We start from the raw sequence: 19,503 nt of genomic DNA, 5'->3' as shown, positions 1-19,503 counted from the left end.
TAGACTGAAGTCATGGCCGAAATCCTGTTCTATCACCTGACCGAATCGACCCTGGAGGACGCGCTGCCCGGCCTCCTGGAGCGCAGCATCGATCGCGGCTGGCGCGCCGTGGTGCAGACCGGCACCGAGGAACGGCGCGACGCGCTGGACCAGCATCTGTGGACTTTCCGGGACGATTCGTTCCTGGCCCATGCAACGGACCGCGAAGCCCATCCCGCCGAGCAGCCGGTGCTTCTGACCGTCGGACCTGACAATCCGAACCAGGCGCAGATACGCTTCCTGGTCGATGGCGCGGTGCCGCCGGAGCTTGGCGGCTACCAGCGCGCCGTGTTCCTGTTCGACGGCCACGATGCAGCCCAGCTAGAGGCGGCACGCACGCACTGGAAGACAATGAAGGAGGCCGGCCACACCGTGACCTACTGGCAGCAAACACCGGACCGGCGCTGGGAACGCAAGGCTTAGAAGACCTGAGCAAGCCCGATGCCGCCTGATGATCAAACACCAAGCATATCGATAGATGCCGCACTTGTTCGCCGCTTGATTGCCGCGCAGTTCCCTGAATGGGCGGACCTGCCGGTAGAGCCGGTCGAGCCTGGCGGCTGGGACAACCGCACCTTCCGGCTGGGCGATCGAATGTCGGTGCGGCTGCCCAGCGCTGCCGCCTATGTTGCCCAGGTCGAGAAGGAGCATCGCTGGCTGCCTCGCCTCGCGCCTCACTTGCCTCTGCCGATACCGGTGCCACTGGCCAGAGGCGCGCCCGGTGAAGGCTATCCATGGCCTTGGTCCGTCTATCGCTGGCTTCGCGGCCGGCCGGCGGCTGGTGGGCTGATTGCCGATCTCAATGAATTCGCTCGTTCGCTGGCCGGCTTTCTGGTTGCGCTCTACCGGATCGACGCCGCTGGCGGACCACCGGCAGGTCAGCATAATTTCCACCGCGGTGGCCAGCTTTCAGTCTACGACGCCCAGACCCGAGCCGCGCTTTCGGCGCTCGGCGGCCGCATCGACAAGGCAACCGCCGAGGCGGTGTGGGCGACCGCGCTCGGCTCGCGATGGCAAGGGCCGCCGGTCTGGGTCCATGGCGACGTTGCCTCAGGCAATCTGCTCGTCGAAGATGGCAAGCTCTGCGCGGTCGTCGATTTCGGCAGTTCGGCTATCGGCGATCCTGCCTGTGACCTGGTGATCGCATGGACGGAATTTTACGGCGAGAGCCGCCAGGCGTTCCGCGACGCCATTTCCCTTGACGAGCACAGCTGGGCGCGCGCTCGGGGCTGGGCGCTCTGGAAGGCGCTGATCGTCGCTTCGGGACATGACGGCAACCAGCGCGAGGCGGAAAAATCGTGGCGGGTTATCAATGAGGTGCTGGCGGATCACACAAACAGTTAGAGCGGGATGGAGAATTCAGTTTGAACGCATCCCGCTCCAAAAACGAAAGCATTACTGCCCGCCCGTCTCCCTCCTGAACGTATCGAAATCGACCTGCATGCCGTTGAAGATAGAGCTCCAAGCGCCCATGGTCGACTGGATGTCCTTGATGGTTGCGTCATAGTCGTCGGCACGGGCCGGTGCGGAGGCCAGCGTCAGGGTCAGCGCGTGGACCGTGGAGGCGAGCAAGGATGCATGATGAAGCGAAGAGGGCGTGGATGAAAACGATATGGAAGCTGTTCATGGCGTTCTCCTCTGGTTTTTGTTGGCCTTACGATGTAAGGTAATGTCGAAAATTAACCTTACAGCGTAAGTTGTCAAGCGGCACCATGGACATATCAGTCAAAAAAAAGCGAACGCGCGGCCGGCTGTCTCGCGAGATGATCGAGGATGCGGCTTTCGAGGTAATCGAGAGGGAGGGGCTTTCCGGCTTTTCGATGCGCAAGCTGGCGGCAGAACTCGGCTGCGAAGCGATGAGCATCTACCATCATTTCCCCTCCCAGGCGCATCTTTACGAGGCACTGGTCGATCGACAGATCAGCTCGATCAAGATTCCTGACGACGGCATGCCTTGGCGCCAGCGGATCCACGTCGCCGTGAAGGAATACCGCCGGGTCGCCACCGAACATCCCGCCTTTGCGCCGTTCATTGTGGTCTACCGCATGAATTCGCCGGCATGTCTCGCCAAGCTGAACCACGTGATCGGCCTGTTCGAAGCCGGCGGTTTCGGTTTGGAACTCAGCGCCCGGTTGTTCCGAGCCACGAGCTACTATCTGATGGGCGCGATCCTTGACGAGACGGCCGGCTACGCCAAGGGGCCTTCGGCGGTCACCACGGTGAGCGATGAAGCGCTAGCGCGGGATTTCCCCGGCGTCATGGCTGCCGGGGCATATTTCGGCACAGCCGGTTTTGACAAGACCTTCGATATAGGCCTCGACATGTTGCTGGACGAGATGGAGCGTATCCGCGACGGTGCCAATGCGAGGTAGTTGCATCAACGGGGCATTGTCCGCATGCGCTTTTTGTTTCTTCTGATCCTGCTCATCGGTACCGGCATCGGCGTCGTCTATCCCTGGGCGATGACCAATTTCTCCGGCCGTGAGATCGGCACCTGGCGGGTTTACGACCAGGGCCGGTTCAAGCCGGTGACGGTGGCCCTGAGCGCACGCGACGGGCCGCTACGCGTGCTGGTCGATCTTACTGCAAGAGCCGAGCGCATCGTCTCGCAGCAGCGCACCGTGCTGACCCTGACCGCCGCCACCGGCGGCAGGACGGTGCTCGCCTCGACGCTGCAGTTCAATCACTCCGACAATCCGCGCCAGGTCAGCCCACAGCTGCCGGACAGGATCTTTCGCGACGAGGCCGGCCTGATCCCGAGCGTTACCCCCGGTTCCTACATCTTCACCGTCGGTCCGGGCGACGCCGAGGGCATTCCGATGCGGGCCGTCGACCTCGTCCTGCGCTCGGCTGCCGGCGAGGTCGACCGCCGGGCGCGGCCGGTCGGTTTTTCCCTGATGGCGGCCGGCCTGGCCGGGCTGGCGCTGGCATTCCGTTTCGGCGGCCGCCGGCCGGAAAATCCGAACTCGCAGCCGCCACCGCCGCGCTGGGGCAGGGGCTCCAATTGAACTATCGCCACGCCTACCATGCCGGGAACTTCGCCGACGTCGTCAAGCATGCCGTGCTCAGCCGGCTGATCGAATATCTGAAGCAGAAGGACAAGGCGTTTCGGGTCATCGACACCCATGCCGGCATCGGCCGCTACGATCTGTCCTCAACCGAAGCGCAAAAGACGGGCGAATGGCAGGGCGGCCAAGGGCGGCGGGGCGCTGGCGCCCGCGACGCCCCGGCGGCGGCATTGCTGGCACCGTATCTTGGAGCCGTCCGTTCGCTCAATCCGGACGGCGGCGTGAAAAAATACCCGGGTTCGCCGCTGATCGCCCGGCACCTGCTGCGCAAGCAGGACCGGCTGTCGGCGGTCGAGCTGCACCCTAAGGATGCTGCCAGGCTGAAGGCGCTGTTCGACGGTGACTTCCAGACCCGGGTGATCGAGCTCGACGGCTGGCTGGCGCTCGGCGCGCATCTGCCGCCAAAGGAGAAGCGCGGCCTCGTGCTCATCGATCCGCCTTTCGAGGAAGAGGGCGAGTTCGGTCGCTTGGTCGACGCGCTGCAAAGAGCCCATCGGCGCTGGCCAGGCGGCATTTACGCGCTGTGGTATCCGCTCAAGGACCGCAAGGCGGTCGCCGCCTTCCGAAAGGCGCTGAAGCAAACGGGCATTCCCAGGCTGCTCGACGTCGGCTTTGAGATCAGGCCGGCCTCGGTCGAGCCGAGCCTCGACGGCTGCGGCATGGTGATGGTCAATCCGCCCTTCACCCTGGAGGGCGAGTTGCGGACGCTGCTGCCGGCGCTGCACCGGCTGCTTGCTGTCGAGCAGCCATCGCATTGGACGCTGGACTGGCTGGCGGGAGAGTAGTTTGAGGTGCGGTCCTTGCCGTTCCCTCAGCGCAACCTTCGTCACCGTAACCATCGTCACTACAACCGCTTGACCGCGCGTCAGCGAATCCGCACAGTGCGCGCAGTCGACCTTGAGAGGCTGCCATGACTCGCTTCGCCCAATCCGCCCTTGCCGCACTGCTCGCCGTTTGCACGCCGCTGGCTGCGCCTCTCGGCGTTACTCAGGCGGTGCAGGCCGCCGACCTTGCAATCTATACCGATGAGGACAGCGGCGTCTGCGGCGAGGCCTGGGTGCTGAACAAAATCACCGACCGCTTCTCGTATCAGGTGCATCACGTGCCGCATCTGCCGGATGTGCAGATCGTCGATTTCCAGCGCATCCACCAGCATCGCTATCTGCCGGCCGACGACACCTGGCCGATCGGCCGCCGTTATTGCGGCGCCACCGTCAGCCTCTCCGACGGCCACGCCCGCACCATCTGGTATCTGATCGAGGAAGGCCAAGGCTTTGCCTCGATAGGCGACAATGTCGAATTCTGCGTCTCGGGCTTCGACCGCTGGATGGTCTACAACGGCCGCTGCCGCGTCCTGCGCTGAACCAGTGCCTTCCGATTCCCGATGGATTGTTGCGTCACTTAGGTGGTCGAGAAAAGAAACACCTGACGGCCGTCAGGATCGCGGACGATCACACGCCTGCCCATAGCCGTCGCCTTGACATCCGCAATGATTCCAAAACCATTGGCCTTCGCGGCAGAAGCCGCTTCGTCCGCGTCGGTGACCTCGAAGCCGATCATCGTTCCCGCTCCTTCCGCCGTCGTTCCTTCGTTTGCCGGATAGAGTTCGATCGCGAGCCCTTGACCTTGGAACGCGAAATGTATCGGACCGGAGCCGTGCTGCTCTTGCCTGAAGACAATTCCGAAATTCGCATAGAAAGCCGCGGCTGATCTGGGGTCAGCCGAAAACCATGTGACAAATGCCAAGCTCGGCAAGGGGGGCATTCATACCTCTTTGGTGTGTGGACTGTCCGGCGCTCAAGGTCGGACGGAGGTTGCGAAAATCGTAGATTTCCATGCAGGTCAACGCCAACCGGCCACATCGATCACTTTGCGGGGAAACAGCACTACATGGATTCGCTTGTTTATATTGTTGCAATTGGGGCGGTCGTTGCAGGTTTCGTCCAAGGGCTGTCCGGGTTCGCTTTCAGCCTGGTTGCCATGTCGTTTTGGGTTTGGACCGTGGAGCCCCAGCTTGCTGCTGCCATGGCGGTCTTTGGGGCGCTCACCGGCCAAATCATCGCCGCCGTCACCGTCCGCCGGGGTTTCGACCTCAAGCTTCTGCTGCCATTCCTGATCGGCGGGACCATAGGAATTCCGGTCGGTGTCGCCATCCTGCCCCTGCTGGATGTGCACTTGTTCAAGTTGATCTTCGGCGCGCTGCTGGTCGTTTGGTGTCCCTTGATGCTTTTTGCCCGTCGCCTCCCTCCCATCACGTTCGGGGGTCCTGTTGCAGACGGTGCAATAGGTCTGGTTGGCGGCATCATGGGCGGGCTTGGCGGCTTCACCGGCCCGGTTCCAACGTTGTGGTGCGTGCTGCGGCAATGGGAAAAGGACAGGCAGCGCATTGTCATCCAGAATTTCAACCTTGTGACCCTCTCCATGACGATGGCCGCCTATCTTGCGACCGGAAAGATCAAGCTCGAAATGCTGCCGATGTTTGCCATCGTCGCGCCGGCGATGTTGATACCGACACTCCTTGGCGCGAGACTCTACATCGGCATCAGCGAAGCAACGTTTCGAAAGATCGTCCTCACGCTCTTGGCCGCATCAGGTGCGGCATTGCTGGCATCGGCCTTGCCGCATCTCATGAGCCGGGTTTGAATCCGACGTACAGAAATCCCCGACTTCCGCCGTGCCCTGCGCTATCGACCGATGCGGCCCGCGCCCGATAGGTAGGCGCAGATCAGTTCGACGAGTTGCTTTTGCAGCTCCGGCGCGGCGAGCATGTTCCGGCGTGCCGCGTTATGGATCACACCTTCGATCGCCGACGACAGCACGCGCGCGACGGTCTCCATGTCGGCGCCTTTCCTTGGCTTGCGATAGGCGGCGACGGCGGTCGCGTAGTGGTTGAGATATTGTGTCTGGAACGAAGCGTGGGCGGCCCTGGAGCCGCGATCGCCCGGCGCCTCGTCGAGCAGCACCTGATGCAGTGTCGGGTGAATGCTGTGCGCCGCGATCATGCCGCGCACCAGCTCCTGCGCGAATTTCCTGAGCGGCTTTTGGCCTTCCGCCGAATCGCGAATGACCGACAGCACATGATCGAAATGACGGCGCCGGACGGCTTCGAGCAGGGAAAGCTTGTCGGGAAAATACTGGTAGAGCGTGCCGATGCTCACGCCCGCAGTCTCGGCCACCTTGTTGGTGGTGAAGCCGGCCCAGCCCAGCCCGCTCAGAACATGAGCCCCTGCCTCGACGATCGCCTCTACGGTCGCCCTGGAACGCGCCTGGCGCGGCTGCTTGCGCATGCGCGGATACGGTTTTGCAATGCGAGTAGACACGCCCGCCCATTCTCCTGAAAATATGAACAACATACTCGCATTTCCAGAAAAGGACACCGACCATGAGTGCGCACGCCCTGCTTCGCAGCCTGTTTGCCTATCAGGCCTGGGCAAATGACGAACTGCTGGAAAGGCTCGTCAGTCTCGACCCGCCCGTTCACGGCAAGGAACGGCAGGCCGTGATACGGCTCATCGATCACAGCCATGTGGTGTCGCCGATATTCTCAGCCCACCTGGTTGGTGCAAGCCATGGCTACTCCGCCGACGCCAGCGAGGACACGCCGGCCCTCGACGAACTTCGTGCCGCAGTCGCGGCGACCGATCGGTGGTATCTCGATTATCTCGAAACCGTTTCGTCGCAACAGCTCTCCGAGCCCGTCGCATTCGTGTTCACCGACGGGGATAAGGCATTGATGTCGCGACAGGAAATGCTGACCCACGTCGTACTGCACGGCGTCTATCATCGCGGTGAAGCGGGGCGCATCCTGGCGCAGATTTCCGTCACGCCGCCATGGGATACCTTCGCCGTCCATCTCCACAGGGCCGAGCCTTCGCGCCGGCTGCAGAAGCAGCGCGAGCCGCTCGGCGCCTGAACGGCCGAGCGTTTTCGATTAGGAGATCGGCTCGACCGGATCTATCGAGCGATATCCTGTCTTTCAGAAATGCGAGCTATCTGCTTACTTTCATCGCGTCGTGCAAGATAGTGCAGCGGCGTGCTCGTCGCGTTGCTTCGTACTTACCTGTAGTTTATCGTTTCGGACAAGACGAGGCGGGCGACCGCCTTCGCTCTTGACAATGTTCGCGCTGAGCGTCGGACGTTGAAGCGCAGAGCTGGTCGAAAAGGTCCTGAGCTTGACGCGAAGACCGGTCGAGATAGAGCGAGCAGAATTTCTGTCGCAGAACTTCGCTGCGCGACACAAAGATTCGCAGCCGATTTTTGCACCGGTAAAATGGTCGCGCGCTCGCCGTAACCGAAACTTAAGCTGCAGAAATCATTCTAATGCTTCGCTGGCTAGCAAGCCGCGAGTCAGATATGCATTGCGCGCCGGGTCAATAACGGCCGTCGGCACAACGGAAGGGGCATGATATGGCTAAGCAGTCATCCAAAGCGCCGGCATCCAAGGCACCGGCAAAGAAAGCACCAGTAATAGCAGCGGCGGCAAAGGCCGCAACTGCTGTGAAGAAAGCAGCACCCGCTGCCAAAGCGAAGGCCGCCGCGCCTAAGGCAAAAGCAGCGCCGGCGAAAAAGCCGGCCGCCAAGGCGGCGGCAAAACCAGCCGTGAAGAAAGCAGCACCTGCCAAGGCAAAAGCAGCACCGGCCAAGGCCAAGGCTGCACCGGCAAAGAAGGCGGCACCGGCCAAGAAGCCGGCTGCAAAGGCCGCTGCGAAACCCGCTGCGAAGAAGGCAGCACCGGCAAAGGCCGCCGCTGCAAAATCTTCCGCAGCAGTGAAGAAAGCAGCGCCCGCGGCCAAGCCGAAGGCAGCGCCCGCAAAAGCGAAGGCCAAGAAGTAGTCGCCGCTCTCCGATCGCCGGGGACAGTACTCAAGACAGCCAGGGCGGGATGCCGGACAGGCGCCTCGCTTGCTAGCTGACGGTCGGGCAGGACGAGAAAGAGGCGGGAGGAAGATGTCTTTTCGCAGCTCCCAGGACTTCGCCACGCGGCGAAGTCCGGTGGGATTTTCGTGGCTGCCAAAGACCAACCTTCGGTGCAAGGCCGAGTTGGTAGCTGATCGGATTTGGATTGTCCGACCTGCTCGCTTCTGCCGCCGCACCTCCGGCTCATCGCATCCAGATTGAAGTCGAGACAATGGCTGCGCGCTGGCGGCGCGGTTTTCCGCCTCTGGCCGTTGATGAAGCCAGCATGATCGGTCAACAGTGCCCACGCACGAGCCCCAATCGGAATCGATTTTCGGTGAGGGTCATGCGCGAAGTCACAATGCTACCGCGTCCTCTTGCGCGTCCAACAGGACATATGGAGCTGTAGCCGGTAAACAGGAATCGACAATGCCCAGACTGCTCTACGCGTCTACTTCTCCCTACAGTTCCAAGGTGCGCATGGCAGCACTTCATGCCGGCATTGCGGTCGATCTCGTGCCGATAAAGACCGAGGAAAAGCCGGCCGCGCTGATCGGCGCCAATCCGCTCGGCAAGATCCCGGTGCTGGTGCTCGACGACGGCCGCTCGGTCCACGACAGCCGCGCCATCACCCAGCATCTCAACCGGATGTCGAAGAACGCATTGTTTCCGCGCAATCCCGACAAGCGCCTCGAGGCGGAGGTGCTGGAGGCGTTGGCCGACGGCATCTGCGACTGCGCGCTGTCGATGGTCTATGAGCGGCGCACGCGGCCCGAAGAGATGGTCTACCAGCCTTGGCTCGAGCGCCAGTGGAGCAAGATTTCGGCCGCGCTCGATCTGCTCAACGCCAACCCGCCGAAGCTGCCGAAGAAAATCACTGTCGGCCAGATCGCGCTGCGCGCTTGCCTCGGCTATCTCTCGCTGCGCTTCGCCGGAAAATGGGAAAAGGGCCGCGGCCGGCTGACGCGCTGGGCGGCACGCTTCGACGAGAAATTCCCGGAGCTGAAGCCCGGCATCCCGGCTTGAGGGCGGGGATGGCGAAGCTACCGATCTTCCCCTAATGCATGTCGCGCAAAAGTGTGCAGCGGTTTTGTGATAACGACATGCATAAAACAGGAACCTAAAGCGCGTCGCATGCCGCCGGTCGAACGCGACGCGCTTTAGCGGATTCCTGGCGGGGGAGGCGCAACGGCCAATTTCGACATGCTGGGAGTGAGCCGGGCCGGCGAGGCTGGAAGGTTGGTCTTGGGGGCATTTTGGTCGACAGACGTTCCGCCCAGTCTTATCGTCGCTTTCTCAAACGTAAGCCGGTGGGGGAGGGCGATTTTGATACAGCGCTTGTTTGCCCTGATCATTTGTCTATCCGCGTGCACTGGCATTGGCCTTGAACTCAGCACCTTGATCAAGGGCGGTGCATCGATGCTTGGCTCGCTGTGGGTGTTGGTGGGATATTTCACGATCCTGACCAACGGTCTTGTCGCCATTGTATTCGCAGCCATAGCGCTCCTCGGGGAGCGTTTCGACCATCCAACGCTGGTGGCGTGGACGGCTGCCGTGATGGCCCTGGTCGGGGTGATTTTCGCGGTGTTGCTCCAAGGGCTGCGCACTTTGGCTGGCGTGACCGCCGAAGCAAACTTTCTGCTCCACCAACTCAATCCTGTCCTTGTCTTATTGTTCTGGCTTCTATTCACCCGAAAGGGGAGGCTCTCGTGGCGCGATCCGCTTCTATGGGCGCTCTATCCCCTGGCCTATCTCGCTTATGCCCTGGCTCGTGGTGTCGCTGAAGGGAAATACGCTTACCCGTTCATAGATGTGTCCGCCAATGGCTGGGTCGCAGTCATGTCGAATGCCGCCACTATCGCCCTCGGTTTCATCGCAGCAGCCGAAGTTCTGGTCCTGGTCGACCGGATGCTGGCTCAACGCTGACCTCGAGATCACGCGTGCCCATGCCGACAGGATGGGCACCGGGCACAAAAAAAGCCGGGCGCGAGGCCCGGCTTTTTCGTGTCGTGGCTTGGACGACTTAGAACTTCATACCGACGCCGAAAGTGACGCGATTGTCGGTCGACTTGACCTTGCCGATACCGTCGAAGTTCTTGTCGCCGAAATCGGTGTAGCGGTACTCGACACGGCCGAACACATTGTCGGTGATCTTGATGTCAGTGCCGACGCCGGCCGTCCAGCCGAGCATGGTGTTGGTGTCGCTGAAGCCGGCGGCTTCCACCTTCTGGTTCTTCAGCGCGCCACCGGCGGTGCCGTAGAGCAGGATTTCCGGGGTAACAGCGTAGCCGAGGCGAGCGCGCAGCGAGCCTTCGACGCCGCCCTTGGCCTCGATGCCGGCATCGTCGCCCTTGACGCCGTTATAGCCGATATCGGCTTCGGCACCGTAGACGAAGTTCTCCTGCTGCCAGTTGTAGCCGCCGAAGACGCCGCCGACGAAGCCCTTGGTATCGATGTCGACACCAACGGTTTTGGCATCGGCATGGCCGGCGAAGCCGTAGCCGACGCTCACACCGGCATAGGGGCCGGCCCAGGATGCGACCGGAAGTTCGGCGATCGGGGCAGGTGCCGGCGGCTCTTCCTGAACCACGTCCGCGGCATAGGCGGTTCCGCCGAGGGCGAACAGCCCAAACGCCACCGCGAGCGGTCGCGCAAATTTAAGATTGGCTTGCATTGTTCTTTACTCCTTAAGCCACAGGACACAGGCTTGTTTTTTCATGAGCGCCCTCAACCCGTCCGGGGGGTGAAACGGATCCGGCGTTCAACGGTTCCAAATGTCGTGTCGAAATGCGGCTGAAGCGAACCTGAACTTGGGTCATTCCCTGGCACGAATGAGGCAGAACCTTGACGTTGCATCTTCGCAACAGCGAGATGTCAGCAGGTTCGCCGTGCTGCACTGCACACGGCTTGGTGCAAGGGCTCCCGCGCCCTATATTGCGGTCGGGCTGGCCCGGACTCCGGTCGAGCCAGAATGCCGACCGGGCCACTTTGCCACAATCCTGCCCCAGGTGGAAATGGGATTTAACACTTGGCAGGCCATATTTTGCCGGCCCGGTCCCGGCAGGTCGGAATCGGCATCAGATTGAGGATTGACAGATGAGCAAGGTCGCCGCGACGGCACTGGTGACAGGCGGGGCGAAGCGGATCGGCAGGGCGATCGTCGAGGATCTTGCTGCGCACGGTTTTGCCGTCGCCATTCACTGTAATCGCTCGCTGGCCGAGGCGGAGGCACTGGCGGCCGGGATCAACAGTGGTCATTTTGGTCGAGACGGCAGGGCCGCGGTGGTTGCTGCCGACCTGACCGACATGGACGCCGTCGGCAATCTTGTCGGCCGCGCGGCGGCGGCGCTCGGGCCGGTGTCGCTGCTGGTCAACAACGCCTCGCTGTTCGAGCACGACAGTGTTGACGATTTCGACTGGCCGGCCTGGGATCGCCATTTCGCCGTGCATGTCAAGGCGCCGGCTCTGTTGGCGCAGACTTTCGCCCGGGCCTTGCCGCAGGGCAGTGAGGGGTTGATCGTCAACATGATCGACCAGCGCGTCTGGCGGCCGACGCCGCGTTATTTCTCCTATGCGCTGTCGAAGTCGACCTTGTGGGCAGCGACCGAGATGATGGCGCAGGCGCTGGGTCCCCGCATCCGCGTCAACGCCATCGGTCCGGGCCCGACCTTGAAGAACACGCGCCAGCACGACAGCGATTTCGACGCGCAGATTGCCGGCCTGATCCTGAAGCGCGGCCCGGAATTGCCCGAATTCGGTGACACCATCCGTTACCTCTGGGCGGCACGCTCGGTCACCGGCCAGATGATCGCGCTTGACGGCGGCCAGCATCTTGCATGGCAGACGCCCGATGTGACAGGCATGACGGAATGAGCCCCATGGACCAGAAACAAAAAACGCGCGGCGGCGCCGACGACCTGCCGCCCGAAATCGACCTCGAGGACGAGGCAGCCGAGGAGGTCGTCGAGCCTGCAGCCGCTGGTCCGGACGTCACCTTCACCGCCATCGACTGGACGCCGCATGCCGGCGATGCCGACGGCATGGTCGGCGCCGAGGTGATCCAGACGCTGGTCAAGCGGCTGCCCAACGCGCCCGGCGTCTACCGCATGATGAATGCCGCCGGCGACGTGCTCTATGTCGGCAAGGCACGCAGCCTGAAGAAGCGGGTCACCAACTACGCGCAAGGTCGGTTCCACACCAGCCGCATCGGCCGCATGGTGCGCGAGACGTCGACGATGGAGTTCGTCGTCACCCGCACCGAGATCGAAGCGCTGCTGCTTGAAGCCAACCTCATCAAGCGCTTGCGGCCGCGCTTCAACGTGCTGATGCGCGACGACAAGTCGTTTCCCTATATCCTGTTGACCGGCGACCATGTCTCCCCCGGCATCTACAAGCATCGCGGCGCGCGCTCGCGCAAGGGCGACTATTTCGGCCCCTTTGCCTCAGCCGGCGCCGTCGGCCGCACCATCAATTCGCTGCAGCGCGCCTTCCTGCTCAGGAGCTGCACCAACTCCTTCTACGAGAACCGCACCCGGCCTTGCCTTTTGTTCCAGATCAAGCGCTGTGCCGGCCCGTGCACCGGCGAGATCTCGCATGGCGACTATGCAAGGCTTGTCGCCGAGGCGAAGGATTTTCTCTCCGGCCGCAGCCAGAAGGTGAAGACGGAGATCTCCGCCGCCATGCAGCAGGCTTCGGAGAACCTCGATTTCGAACGCGCCGCCATCTATCGCGACCGGCTGGCGGCGCTGTCGCATGTGCAGAGCCATCAAGGCATCAATCCGCAGACTGTCGACGAGGCCGACGTCTTCGCCATTCATCAGGAGGGCGGCCAGGTCTGCATCCAGGTGTTCTTCTTCCGCACCGGCCAGAACTGGGGCAACCGCGCCTATTTTCCCAAGGCCGATCCGGCGCTCGAAGCTGGCGAGGTGCTGGGTTCGTTCCTGGCGCAGTTCTACGACGACAAGCCGACGCCACGCACCATCCTGTTGTCGTATGGCGTCGAGGACCAGGAATTGCTGGCGGAGGCGCTCTCCACGCGCGCCGGCCGCAAGGTGTCGATCTCGGTGCCGCAGCGCGGCGAGAAGAAGGACCTGACCGACAACGCGCTGCAGAACGCGCGCGAAGCGCTCGGCCGACGGCTCGCCGAGACCTCGACCCAGGCGCGGCTGCTCACCGGCTTTGCCGAGACCTTCGGCCTGGAAAAGCCGCCGGTGCGCATCGAGGTCTATGATAACTCGCACATCATGGGCACCAACGCCGTCGGCGCCATGGTCGTCGCCGGGCCGGAAGGGTTTGTGAAGAACCAGTATCGAAAGTTCAACATCCGCTCGACCGAGATCACGCCGGGCGACGATTTCGGCATGATGCGCGAGGTGATGCAGCGGCGCTTCTCGCGGCTGTTGAAGGAACATGGCGATGCCCCGCAAACCGAGAGTGCGGACGAGGCGAGCGCTACCGGACCGGGCGACGATGTCGAGGACGCCGGCGGCTTTCCGGCCTGGCCCGACGTCATCCTCATCGACGGCGGCCAAGGCCAGATGACGGCGGTGCGCAAGATCCTGTCCGATCTCGGCATCGAGAACCGCGTCGTGGCCATCGGCATCGCCAAGGGTCAGGACCGTGACGCCGGCCGCGAACGCTTCTTCGTCAAGGGCAGGGACTCATTCTCGCTGCCCGTACGCGATCCGGTGCTCTATTTCGTCCAGCGGCTGCGCGACGAGGTCCATCGCTTCGCCATCGGTTCGCACCGCGCCCGCCGCAAGAAGGAGATGGTCAAGAGCCCGCTCGACGAGATCAGCGGCATCGGCCCCGGCCGCAAGCGCGCGCTGCTGATGCATTTCGGCACGGCCAAGGCGGTCAGCCGCGCCGCCGTTGAGGATCTGGTCAAGGTTGACGGCATTTCCGAGCAGGTGGCGAAATTGGTCTACAATCATTTTCACGAGAGCTAAGATCTATTGCCGATATTTCGGCTGGCTAATCGATTCTGGCCTGTTGACCCCCCACATTCGCTTCTGATTTGACTAAGCAGGCAGAAAGAGTTCCCAAACATGGCCCAGCGCGCGTTCAACCTGCCTAACATGCTCACCTATGCCCGCATTCTGGCGGTGCCGTTGGTCGTGCTGTGCTTCTTCCTGGAAGGGCATCTGAAATCGAGCGACTTCGCCCGCTGGTCGGCGCTCATCATTTTCCTGCTCGCCTCGATCACCGATTACTTCGACGGCTATCTGGCGCGCGCCTGGCAGCAGACCTCCAATATCGGCAAGATGCTCGACCCGATCGCCGACAAGCTGCTGGTCGCCACTTGCCTGCTGCTGCTCGCCGCCGACACCGACCGCCATGCCGGCATCGCCGGCTGGTCGCTGTGGGCGGCGATCATCATCCTGTGCCGCGAGATCCTGGTCTCGGGTCTGCGCGAATATCTGGCGGCCCTGAAGGTCTCGGTGCCGGTGACGCAACTGGCCAAATGGAAGACCACCATCCAGATGGTCGCCATTGCCTTCCTGCTTGCAGGCCCCGCCGGCGACAAGATCTTTCCACTGACCACCCAGACCGGGCTGGTGCTGCTGTGGATCGCAGCCCTGGTCACGCTCTACACCGGCTACGACTATTTCCGCGCCGGCCTCAAGCACATCATGGACGAGTAACATGTCGACCAAGCTCATCTATTTCGCCTGGGTGCGCGAGCGGATCGGCAGACCGGAGGAAGACGTCGAACTGCCGGACGGCATTGAAACCGTCGCCGACCTGTTGCGCTGGCTGAAATCACGCGGCGAGGAATACGAGAACGCGCTGCAATATCCTGATGTGATCCGCGTCGCCATCAACCAGGAACATGTCGAGCACCGCGAGAAGATCGCCGGCGCGCGCGAGATCGCGCTGTTCCCGCCGATGACCGGTGGCTGAACCATGTCCGCGGTGGTGCCTGTGGTGCGCATCCAGGCGGAGGACTTCGATGTCGCCGCCGAGATCGCCAGGCTGACCCAGGGTCGCAACGACATCGGCGCTGTGGTGACCTTCTCCGGCCTTTGCCGCGACGAGCAAGGCAGGCTCTCCGCGCTTGAGCTCGAACATTATCCCGGTATGGCCGAAGCCGAGATTTCCCGCATCGCCGGCGAGGCAATCGAGCGTTGGCCACTGCAGGGCCTCACTGCCATCCATCGCCACGGCAAGATCGCGCCCGGCGAAAACATCGTGCTGGTGGTGGCGGCTTCCGCCCACCGGCAGGCGGCGTTCGAGGCCGCGAATTTCCTGATGGACTATTTGAAATCACGGGCGCCGTTCTGGAAGAAGGAACACCATAGCGACGGTTCGGAGGGCGGCTGGGTCGACGCCAAGGAGGCCGACGACAAGGCGGCGAGCCGCTGGAAGCAGCCGCCGTCCGAATAAATCCCGACGGCCGTTCCCATACCCTGCCGGCCATTTATTGACCGCAATCCTGCGAGACCCTTGGCCGGAAGGGGAGCAGGATCATGCTGGACAAGATTGCCGAGTTCTTCATCTTCGGGCTGGCGCCGCTGGCCCTCGGCATCCTGGCCGTTCCGGATCATTCCGCGGCTGCCGAAAAGACCCTCAAGGGCGAGGTGATGTATCGCGAGCGCATCGCCCTGCCGCCTAATGCCGTGCTTTCCGTGCAGCTTGCCGACGTGTCGCTGGCCGACGCGCCGGCCGCAATCATCGGTGAGCGCAAGGTGGTGCCGGCCGGCCAGGTGCCGATCAAGTTCGAGATCAGCTTCGATCCGCAGGTGATCCGGCCTGATATGACCTACGCTCTGCAGGCGCGCATCACTGTCGACGACCGGCTGCTGTTCGTCACAGGTGCGCGCCACCAGGTCGACCCGCTCAGCGACGCGCCACAGACCATCATGCTGAAAATGGCGGCGCCGAGCGCCGAGCCGGCGACAGCTTCCGTGTTCGGCCAAAGCTGGCTGGTCGAATATATCGACGGCATCGGCGTGATTGCCGAGCCGCGGGCGACATTCCGGATCAGCGAAGCCGGCAAGGCCGGCGGCAGCGGCCCTTGCAACGTCTATTTCGCTACCGCCAAAGTCGATGGTTCGACGATTACCATCAGTGACATCGGTTCGACCTTCAAGGCCTGCGCGTCCGAGACCATGGCCGAGGAAAAGGCGCTGTTCGAGGCGCTGGCCAAGGCAGCGTCGTACCATATCGACGCCGGCAAGCTCATCATCGCCGACAAGGATGACCGCGTCATCCTGCGGTTCAATGCTGCGAGTTGAGACTTGTCGATATTCAGGTGAGGCCTGCACCGGCTCGGCCTGCCCTGATTCTCAACAGGCCTTGGACCGTTCCGAAACGATCACACCTGTGGTGGCGGCGCAGACGTCAGGCCGAAGCGGCGCGTCAAAGGCTGGCTCGCCGGAAGAGATAGCGACGGTCGTGGCCTTCCTTGCTTCCGATGACGCCTCGTTCGTCTCCGGCCACGGCCTGCTCGCCGATGGCGGCTATTCGGTCGCCTGATCGGCCGCATGTCGATCACGTTGTGTTTCAGCCGGAATAAACCGGACAGAGCGCGCGTTACGTCCTCATACGATGGCGGGTAAGGCAAAAGGGATGTTTGTCCCTTCGTTGATGCCGCCAGAATGGCTGCGGCTCGTTCTGGCCTTAACTCAAAGGAGTCCAGACATGAAAACGCACGCGCTTATCCTTGCCGCCACCGGTGCATCGCTCCTTGCCTTCACCGGCCTTGCCAAGGCGGACGACCATCTGTTCGATGCCCTTCAACATGGTCTCAGTCCTGACAGCCAGCCTTTCCAGACCAACAAGGCTGGTCATAGCGGCGATCTCGCGCCCGGGCAGGGTAGCCCGTTCACAGGTCACGATACACAGACGCCGGCCACCGACACGGAAGCGGCGAACGAACATGCGAACGTGAAGGAACGCCAGGCGAAATAGACTGGCAGAACCCGCCGCTAGGGGGCGGCGGGCGAGATCTATCGGGCGACGACCGCATACACCAGGCATTCTCAATTTGTCGCGAGTTTGAATACCGCGCCGTAGTGGTAGGGCGGTATATCCATCAGTTCGGCGAGCTTGAACCCGCTTGCTTCCGCCGCCGCGGTGGTCTGTCCGGGTGACAGCCTCAGCTCGGTCTTCGGTCCGCGTGGCTCGCCCAGAACCGTGGTCTGCTCGCGCGGCTGCTGGTGCCAGTTGACGATGGCAAAACGACCGGCCCTGCCAAGCGTCGCCCGCACGGCGCGGGCAAGGCGCGGCCGGTCCGGAACGCCATGGAAAGCGTTGGCCATGAAGACGAAGTCGACGGGCCGGGGCACCAGCCTGGCAAGCTCATAGGCGTCGCCCGCCACAAACTCGCAATTGCTCGCGCCTCCGTCGGCCAGCCGCCGCCGGGCGACTTCGAGCAGATCGGCATCGATGTCGATGGCGATGACCTGACGAACGACCCTGGCCATTGGCAGCGTGAACCAGCCGTCGCCGCAGCAGAGATCGACCACATCCATGCCGTGCTTCATTCCCACCGCCGTCAACACCCCGGCAGGGTCGGGCCACAACGCCTCCCACCAGCCGCCGGTCGGCATCTCGGTGCCCTGAAACAAGCCGGGAATGGTGCTGGTCATGGCCTGGTCGGCTCCGTTGTCGCGACCGCGTTTGATCCGTGCCCTCGAGCTTAACGCACCCATGACCCGTCGAGGAGCCTGAACCTGAAATGTCTGCTAACGAAAAAGGCCGGCGTTGCGCCGGCCTCTTTGATGGGTTCGGGATGCCGGCTTAGCCGACGATCTCGGTGTCCGAGAACCAGTATTTGATCTCCTGCGCGGCGGTTTCCGGCGCATCGGAACCATGCACGGAATTCTCGCCGATCGACAGCGCGTGCAGCTTGCGGATGGTGCCTTCGGCGGCGCTTGCCGGATTGGTGGCGCCCATCACTTCGCGGTTCTTGGCAATGGCGTTCTCGCCTTCCAGCACCTGCACGATGGTCGGGCCCGACGACATGGACTCGACCAGCTCGCCGAAGAACGGACGCTCCTTGTGGACGGCATAGAAACCTTCTGCCTCGCGGCGGCTCATCCACACCCGGCGCGAAGCGACGACGCGCAGGCCGGCATCTTCCAGTATCTTGGTGATGGCGCCGGTGAGATTGCGACGGGTCGCGTCCGGCTTGATCATGGAAAAGGTGCGTTCGAGCGCCATGGGATCGTCCTTGTGATGGAGAGTGGAATTGAGGGTGGCGGGCTCTATACAAGCCGCCCGCCGGCTTGCCAAGGGGAGGTGGGCGCACAGCGCGTCGCCGTCAGCCAGACCCAATGTGTCATAGCTCTATCTCGATCGTCAGGTTGGCCGTGTCGCCAGCCCTAAGGCCTTCGCGGACCCGCACCGCCGTCTTGATCGGCAAGAGCAGGCTGCCGGATTTCTTGTCGGGAAACAGCGATGTCCGCCATCTGGTCTGGCCGATGACGGCTTCCACGCCAAGCGAGCCCCAGGGCCTTGCCATCCCCACCATCGCCGTCTTGATCCATGCTCCAGGTTCCGGCGGTAGCGTCACGAAAGGCCAGCCGCCCTTGCCCGGATAGACCCAGATCTCGGCCTGCACCTCGCAGCGAAACATTCTATGCCCTTCCTCAGATCAAGGCCGTCACGACTGGCTTTGCCTTGGTCTCTTGTTGGCGATGCTGACGATCGGCGAAACATCCATGATATCCATTCTGCCCTGCAGCGGAGGAGTCATTCTCCCCTGCAAAGAGAATGGCTTTCCTGCAAAAAGAATGGCAGCGCCGCCGTTGCACTACCGTTTTATCACGATCGAAGCGCGCCGGACTTCCCAACCTTGCCGTTCCAGTTCCGGCACGCTGTGTTCCTCGCTTGGATAGCCGACACAAAAATAGCCGATCAGCGTCCACTCCGCCGGCACGTCCAGGATCGTCGCCACCTCGGCCGGATCGAGGATCGAGACCCAGCCCATGCCTATTCCTTCGGCGCGCGCCGCCAGCCACATCGTGTGGACTGCCATGACAGCGGAATAGTCTATGGTGGCTGGCATGGTCAGGCGGCCGAGCCCATGCCCTTGCTCGGTTGCGCGGTCGGCGAAAACCGCAAGCTGGCAGGGCGCCTCATTCAGGCCGGCAAGCTTCAGGCGCCCATAGAGCGCGGCGCGTTCGCCGCAAAAATTTGCGAGTGCCTCCGCGTTGCAGCGCTCGAAGCAGGCCCTGACGGCAGCGCGGCATGCTTCGCTCTCGACGACGACGAAGCGCCAGGGCTGGCTCAGCCCGACGGAAGGCGCGGCGCTGGCAAGCTCGAGCAGCCGCTCCAGCGCCCCTTCGGGGAGCGGCGTCGGCTTGAACCGCCTGACGTCGCGCCGCCACAGGAAGAGATTGGCGAGCCCGGCGCGAAAGTCGGCCGGGAACTCTGGGTTTGCGGTCATGGCGCGCTGCCTTTGTTGTGATTGCCCGGTTCGCCGGATGTTCGTCTTGTTTGCTTCGATCCAGGCACGGATGAGGCGCTTCGAGCGACACTTCGTCTACCCGCA

27 protein-coding genes are annotated in these 19,503 nt (G+C 62.7%); 18 read left to right on the top strand and 9 right to left on the bottom strand.

The window, feature by feature from the left end:
- The first annotated feature begins 12 nt into the window (after positions 1-12).
- Entirely contained in the window at positions 13-462 is a 450-nt protein-coding gene (locus NKJ09_RS11935; RefSeq protein ID WP_023719810.1) for a DNA polymerase III subunit chi, read from the top strand.
- A gap of 18 nt (positions 463-480) precedes the next feature.
- On the top strand, positions 481-1,383 hold the full coding sequence (locus NKJ09_RS11930; protein ID WP_352515674.1) for an aminoglycoside phosphotransferase family protein: 903 nt from the start codon (positions 481-483) through the stop codon (positions 1,381-1,383).
- A gap of 51 nt (positions 1,384-1,434) precedes the next feature.
- On the opposite strand, the gene NKJ09_RS11925 is transcribed toward NKJ09_RS11930, so the two are convergent.
- On the bottom strand, positions 1,435-1,611 hold the full coding sequence (locus NKJ09_RS11925; RefSeq protein ID WP_352481796.1) for a hypothetical protein: 177 nt from the start codon (positions 1,609-1,611) through the stop codon (positions 1,435-1,437).
- Between the two features lie 140 nt (positions 1,612-1,751).
- On the opposite strand from NKJ09_RS11925, the gene NKJ09_RS11920 reads away from it, so the two are divergent.
- The 4 genes from NKJ09_RS11920 (at position 1,752) to NKJ09_RS11905 (ending at position 4,470) form a co-directional block, all read left to right on the top strand.
- Positions 1,752-2,411 (top strand): TetR/AcrR family transcriptional regulator, encoded by a 660-nt coding sequence (locus NKJ09_RS11920; RefSeq protein WP_352481795.1) that lies wholly within the window; start codon positions 1,752-1,754, stop codon positions 2,409-2,411.
- A 24-nt stretch (positions 2,412-2,435) separates the two neighbouring features.
- Complete coding sequence (locus tag NKJ09_RS11915; protein WP_023719807.1) at positions 2,436-3,047, top strand: hypothetical protein; 612 nt, start codon at positions 2,436-2,438, stop codon at positions 3,045-3,047.
- Positions 3,044-3,892, top strand: a complete 849-nt coding sequence (locus NKJ09_RS11910; RefSeq protein WP_352762782.1) for a 23S rRNA (adenine(2030)-N(6))-methyltransferase RlmJ — start codon at positions 3,044-3,046, stop codon at positions 3,890-3,892. The genes NKJ09_RS11915 and NKJ09_RS11910 overlap by 4 nt, the downstream gene beginning before the upstream one ends.
- 125 nt (positions 3,893-4,017) lie before the next feature.
- Entirely contained in the window at positions 4,018-4,470 is a 453-nt protein-coding gene (locus NKJ09_RS11905; protein ID WP_352515785.1) for a hypothetical protein, read from the top strand.
- Positions 4,471-4,508: 38 nt separating this feature from the next.
- Here the strand turns inward: NKJ09_RS11905 and NKJ09_RS11900 are convergent, their stop codons facing one another.
- A complete protein-coding gene (locus NKJ09_RS11900; RefSeq protein WP_352481792.1) occupies positions 4,509-4,871 on the bottom strand; it encodes a VOC family protein in 363 nt (120 codons plus the stop codon).
- 126 nt (positions 4,872-4,997) lie between these two features.
- On the opposite strand from NKJ09_RS11900, the gene NKJ09_RS11895 reads away from it, so the two are divergent.
- Complete coding sequence (locus NKJ09_RS11895) at positions 4,998-5,750, top strand: sulfite exporter TauE/SafE family protein (RefSeq protein ID WP_023719803.1); 753 nt, start codon at positions 4,998-5,000, stop codon at positions 5,748-5,750.
- A 41-nt stretch (positions 5,751-5,791) separates the two neighbouring features.
- Here NKJ09_RS11895 and NKJ09_RS11890 read toward each other — a convergent pair whose 3' ends face one another.
- Positions 5,792-6,427, bottom strand: a complete 636-nt coding sequence (locus NKJ09_RS11890; protein WP_502895886.1) for a TetR/AcrR family transcriptional regulator — start codon at positions 6,425-6,427, stop codon at positions 5,792-5,794.
- Between the two features lie 62 nt (positions 6,428-6,489).
- Here NKJ09_RS11890 and NKJ09_RS11885 point away from each other — a divergent pair, with 62 nt between their 5' ends.
- Complete coding sequence (locus NKJ09_RS11885; protein WP_031194232.1) at positions 6,490-7,020, top strand: DinB family protein; 531 nt, start codon at positions 6,490-6,492, stop codon at positions 7,018-7,020.
- Between the two features lie 457 nt (positions 7,021-7,477).
- Here NKJ09_RS11885 and NKJ09_RS11880 read toward each other — a convergent pair whose 3' ends face one another.
- Positions 7,478-8,086: a hypothetical protein gene (locus NKJ09_RS11880; RefSeq protein WP_352495593.1), complete on the bottom strand. Its 609-nt coding sequence runs from the start codon at positions 8,084-8,086 to the stop codon at positions 7,478-7,480.
- A gap of 346 nt (positions 8,087-8,432) precedes the next feature.
- Between NKJ09_RS11880 and NKJ09_RS11875 the strand changes: the two genes are divergently transcribed.
- Complete coding sequence (locus NKJ09_RS11875) at positions 8,433-9,029, top strand: glutathione S-transferase family protein (protein ID WP_023719799.1); 597 nt, start codon at positions 8,433-8,435, stop codon at positions 9,027-9,029.
- A gap of 300 nt (positions 9,030-9,329) precedes the next feature.
- Positions 9,330-9,929, top strand: a complete 600-nt coding sequence (locus tag NKJ09_RS11870) for a Pr6Pr family membrane protein (protein WP_352495592.1) — start codon at positions 9,330-9,332, stop codon at positions 9,927-9,929.
- Between the two features lie 97 nt (positions 9,930-10,026).
- On the opposite strand, the gene NKJ09_RS11865 is transcribed toward NKJ09_RS11870, so the two are convergent.
- Complete coding sequence (locus tag NKJ09_RS11865; protein WP_023719797.1) at positions 10,027-10,677, bottom strand: outer membrane protein; 651 nt, start codon at positions 10,675-10,677, stop codon at positions 10,027-10,029.
- A gap of 422 nt (positions 10,678-11,099) precedes the next feature.
- Between NKJ09_RS11865 and NKJ09_RS11860 the strand changes: the two genes are divergently transcribed.
- From NKJ09_RS11860 to NKJ09_RS11825, 8 genes are all read left to right on the top strand, one after another.
- Positions 11,100-11,876 carry an SDR family oxidoreductase gene (locus tag NKJ09_RS11860; RefSeq protein ID WP_352495591.1) on the top strand — a complete coding sequence of 259 codons (777 nt, stop codon included), beginning with the start codon at positions 11,100-11,102 and terminating at the stop codon, positions 11,874-11,876.
- Positions 11,873-13,951, top strand: a complete 2,079-nt coding sequence (gene uvrC, locus NKJ09_RS11855; RefSeq protein WP_352495590.1) for an excinuclease ABC subunit UvrC — start codon at positions 11,873-11,875, stop codon at positions 13,949-13,951. Before NKJ09_RS11860 ends, uvrC begins: the two co-directional genes overlap by 4 nt.
- A gap of 99 nt (positions 13,952-14,050) precedes the next feature.
- Complete coding sequence (gene pgsA / locus NKJ09_RS11850) at positions 14,051-14,647, top strand: CDP-diacylglycerol--glycerol-3-phosphate 3-phosphatidyltransferase (protein WP_127316551.1); 597 nt, start codon at positions 14,051-14,053, stop codon at positions 14,645-14,647.
- Between the two features lies 1 nt (position 14,648).
- Positions 14,649-14,906: a molybdopterin converting factor subunit 1 gene (moaD, locus tag NKJ09_RS11845; RefSeq protein ID WP_352495589.1), complete on the top strand. Its 258-nt coding sequence runs from the start codon at positions 14,649-14,651 to the stop codon at positions 14,904-14,906.
- A gap of 3 nt (positions 14,907-14,909) precedes the next feature.
- Positions 14,910-15,389 (top strand): molybdenum cofactor biosynthesis protein MoaE, encoded by a 480-nt coding sequence (locus tag NKJ09_RS11840; protein WP_352495588.1) that lies wholly within the window; start codon positions 14,910-14,912, stop codon positions 15,387-15,389.
- Positions 15,390-15,472: 83 nt separating this feature from the next.
- A complete protein-coding gene (locus tag NKJ09_RS11835) occupies positions 15,473-16,240 on the top strand; it encodes a YbaY family lipoprotein (RefSeq protein ID WP_352495587.1) in 768 nt (255 codons plus the stop codon).
- A 61-nt stretch (positions 16,241-16,301) separates the two neighbouring features.
- Positions 16,302-16,481: an SDR family oxidoreductase gene (locus NKJ09_RS11830; protein ID WP_023719786.1), complete on the top strand. Its 180-nt coding sequence runs from the start codon at positions 16,302-16,304 to the stop codon at positions 16,479-16,481.
- Between the two features lie 165 nt (positions 16,482-16,646).
- Positions 16,647-16,916 carry a hypothetical protein gene (locus tag NKJ09_RS11825; protein ID WP_023719785.1) on the top strand — a complete coding sequence of 90 codons (270 nt, stop codon included), beginning with the start codon at positions 16,647-16,649 and terminating at the stop codon, positions 16,914-16,916.
- 71 nt (positions 16,917-16,987) lie between these two features.
- On the opposite strand, the gene NKJ09_RS11820 is transcribed toward NKJ09_RS11825, so the two are convergent.
- The 4 genes from NKJ09_RS11820 to bluB form a co-directional block, all read right to left on the bottom strand.
- The gene (locus NKJ09_RS11820; RefSeq protein WP_352495586.1) at positions 16,988-17,596 is read right to left on the bottom strand and encodes a class I SAM-dependent methyltransferase; all 609 of its coding nucleotides are present in this window, start codon (positions 17,594-17,596) and stop codon (positions 16,988-16,990) included.
- Between the two features lie 151 nt (positions 17,597-17,747).
- Positions 17,748-18,170: a nucleoside-diphosphate kinase gene (gene ndk, locus NKJ09_RS11815; RefSeq protein ID WP_023719783.1), complete on the bottom strand. Its 423-nt coding sequence runs from the start codon at positions 18,168-18,170 to the stop codon at positions 17,748-17,750.
- A gap of 118 nt (positions 18,171-18,288) precedes the next feature.
- A complete protein-coding gene (locus tag NKJ09_RS11810; protein WP_352495585.1) occupies positions 18,289-18,585 on the bottom strand; it encodes a DUF1905 domain-containing protein in 297 nt (98 codons plus the stop codon).
- 177 nt (positions 18,586-18,762) lie between these two features.
- Positions 18,763-19,398, bottom strand: coding sequence for a 5,6-dimethylbenzimidazole synthase (gene bluB, locus NKJ09_RS11805; RefSeq protein WP_352495584.1), 636 nt, complete (start codon positions 19,396-19,398; stop codon positions 18,763-18,765).
- Positions 19,399-19,503 lie beyond the last annotated feature (105 nt).

Origin of the sequence: Mesorhizobium sp. M0189, from assembly GCF_040322135.1 — a bacterium.
Lineage (GTDB): Bacteria > Pseudomonadota > Alphaproteobacteria > Rhizobiales > Rhizobiaceae > Mesorhizobium.
The sequence above is the reverse complement of the archived record's forward strand: the minus strand, read 5'-3'. Positions and strand labels throughout refer to the sequence as shown.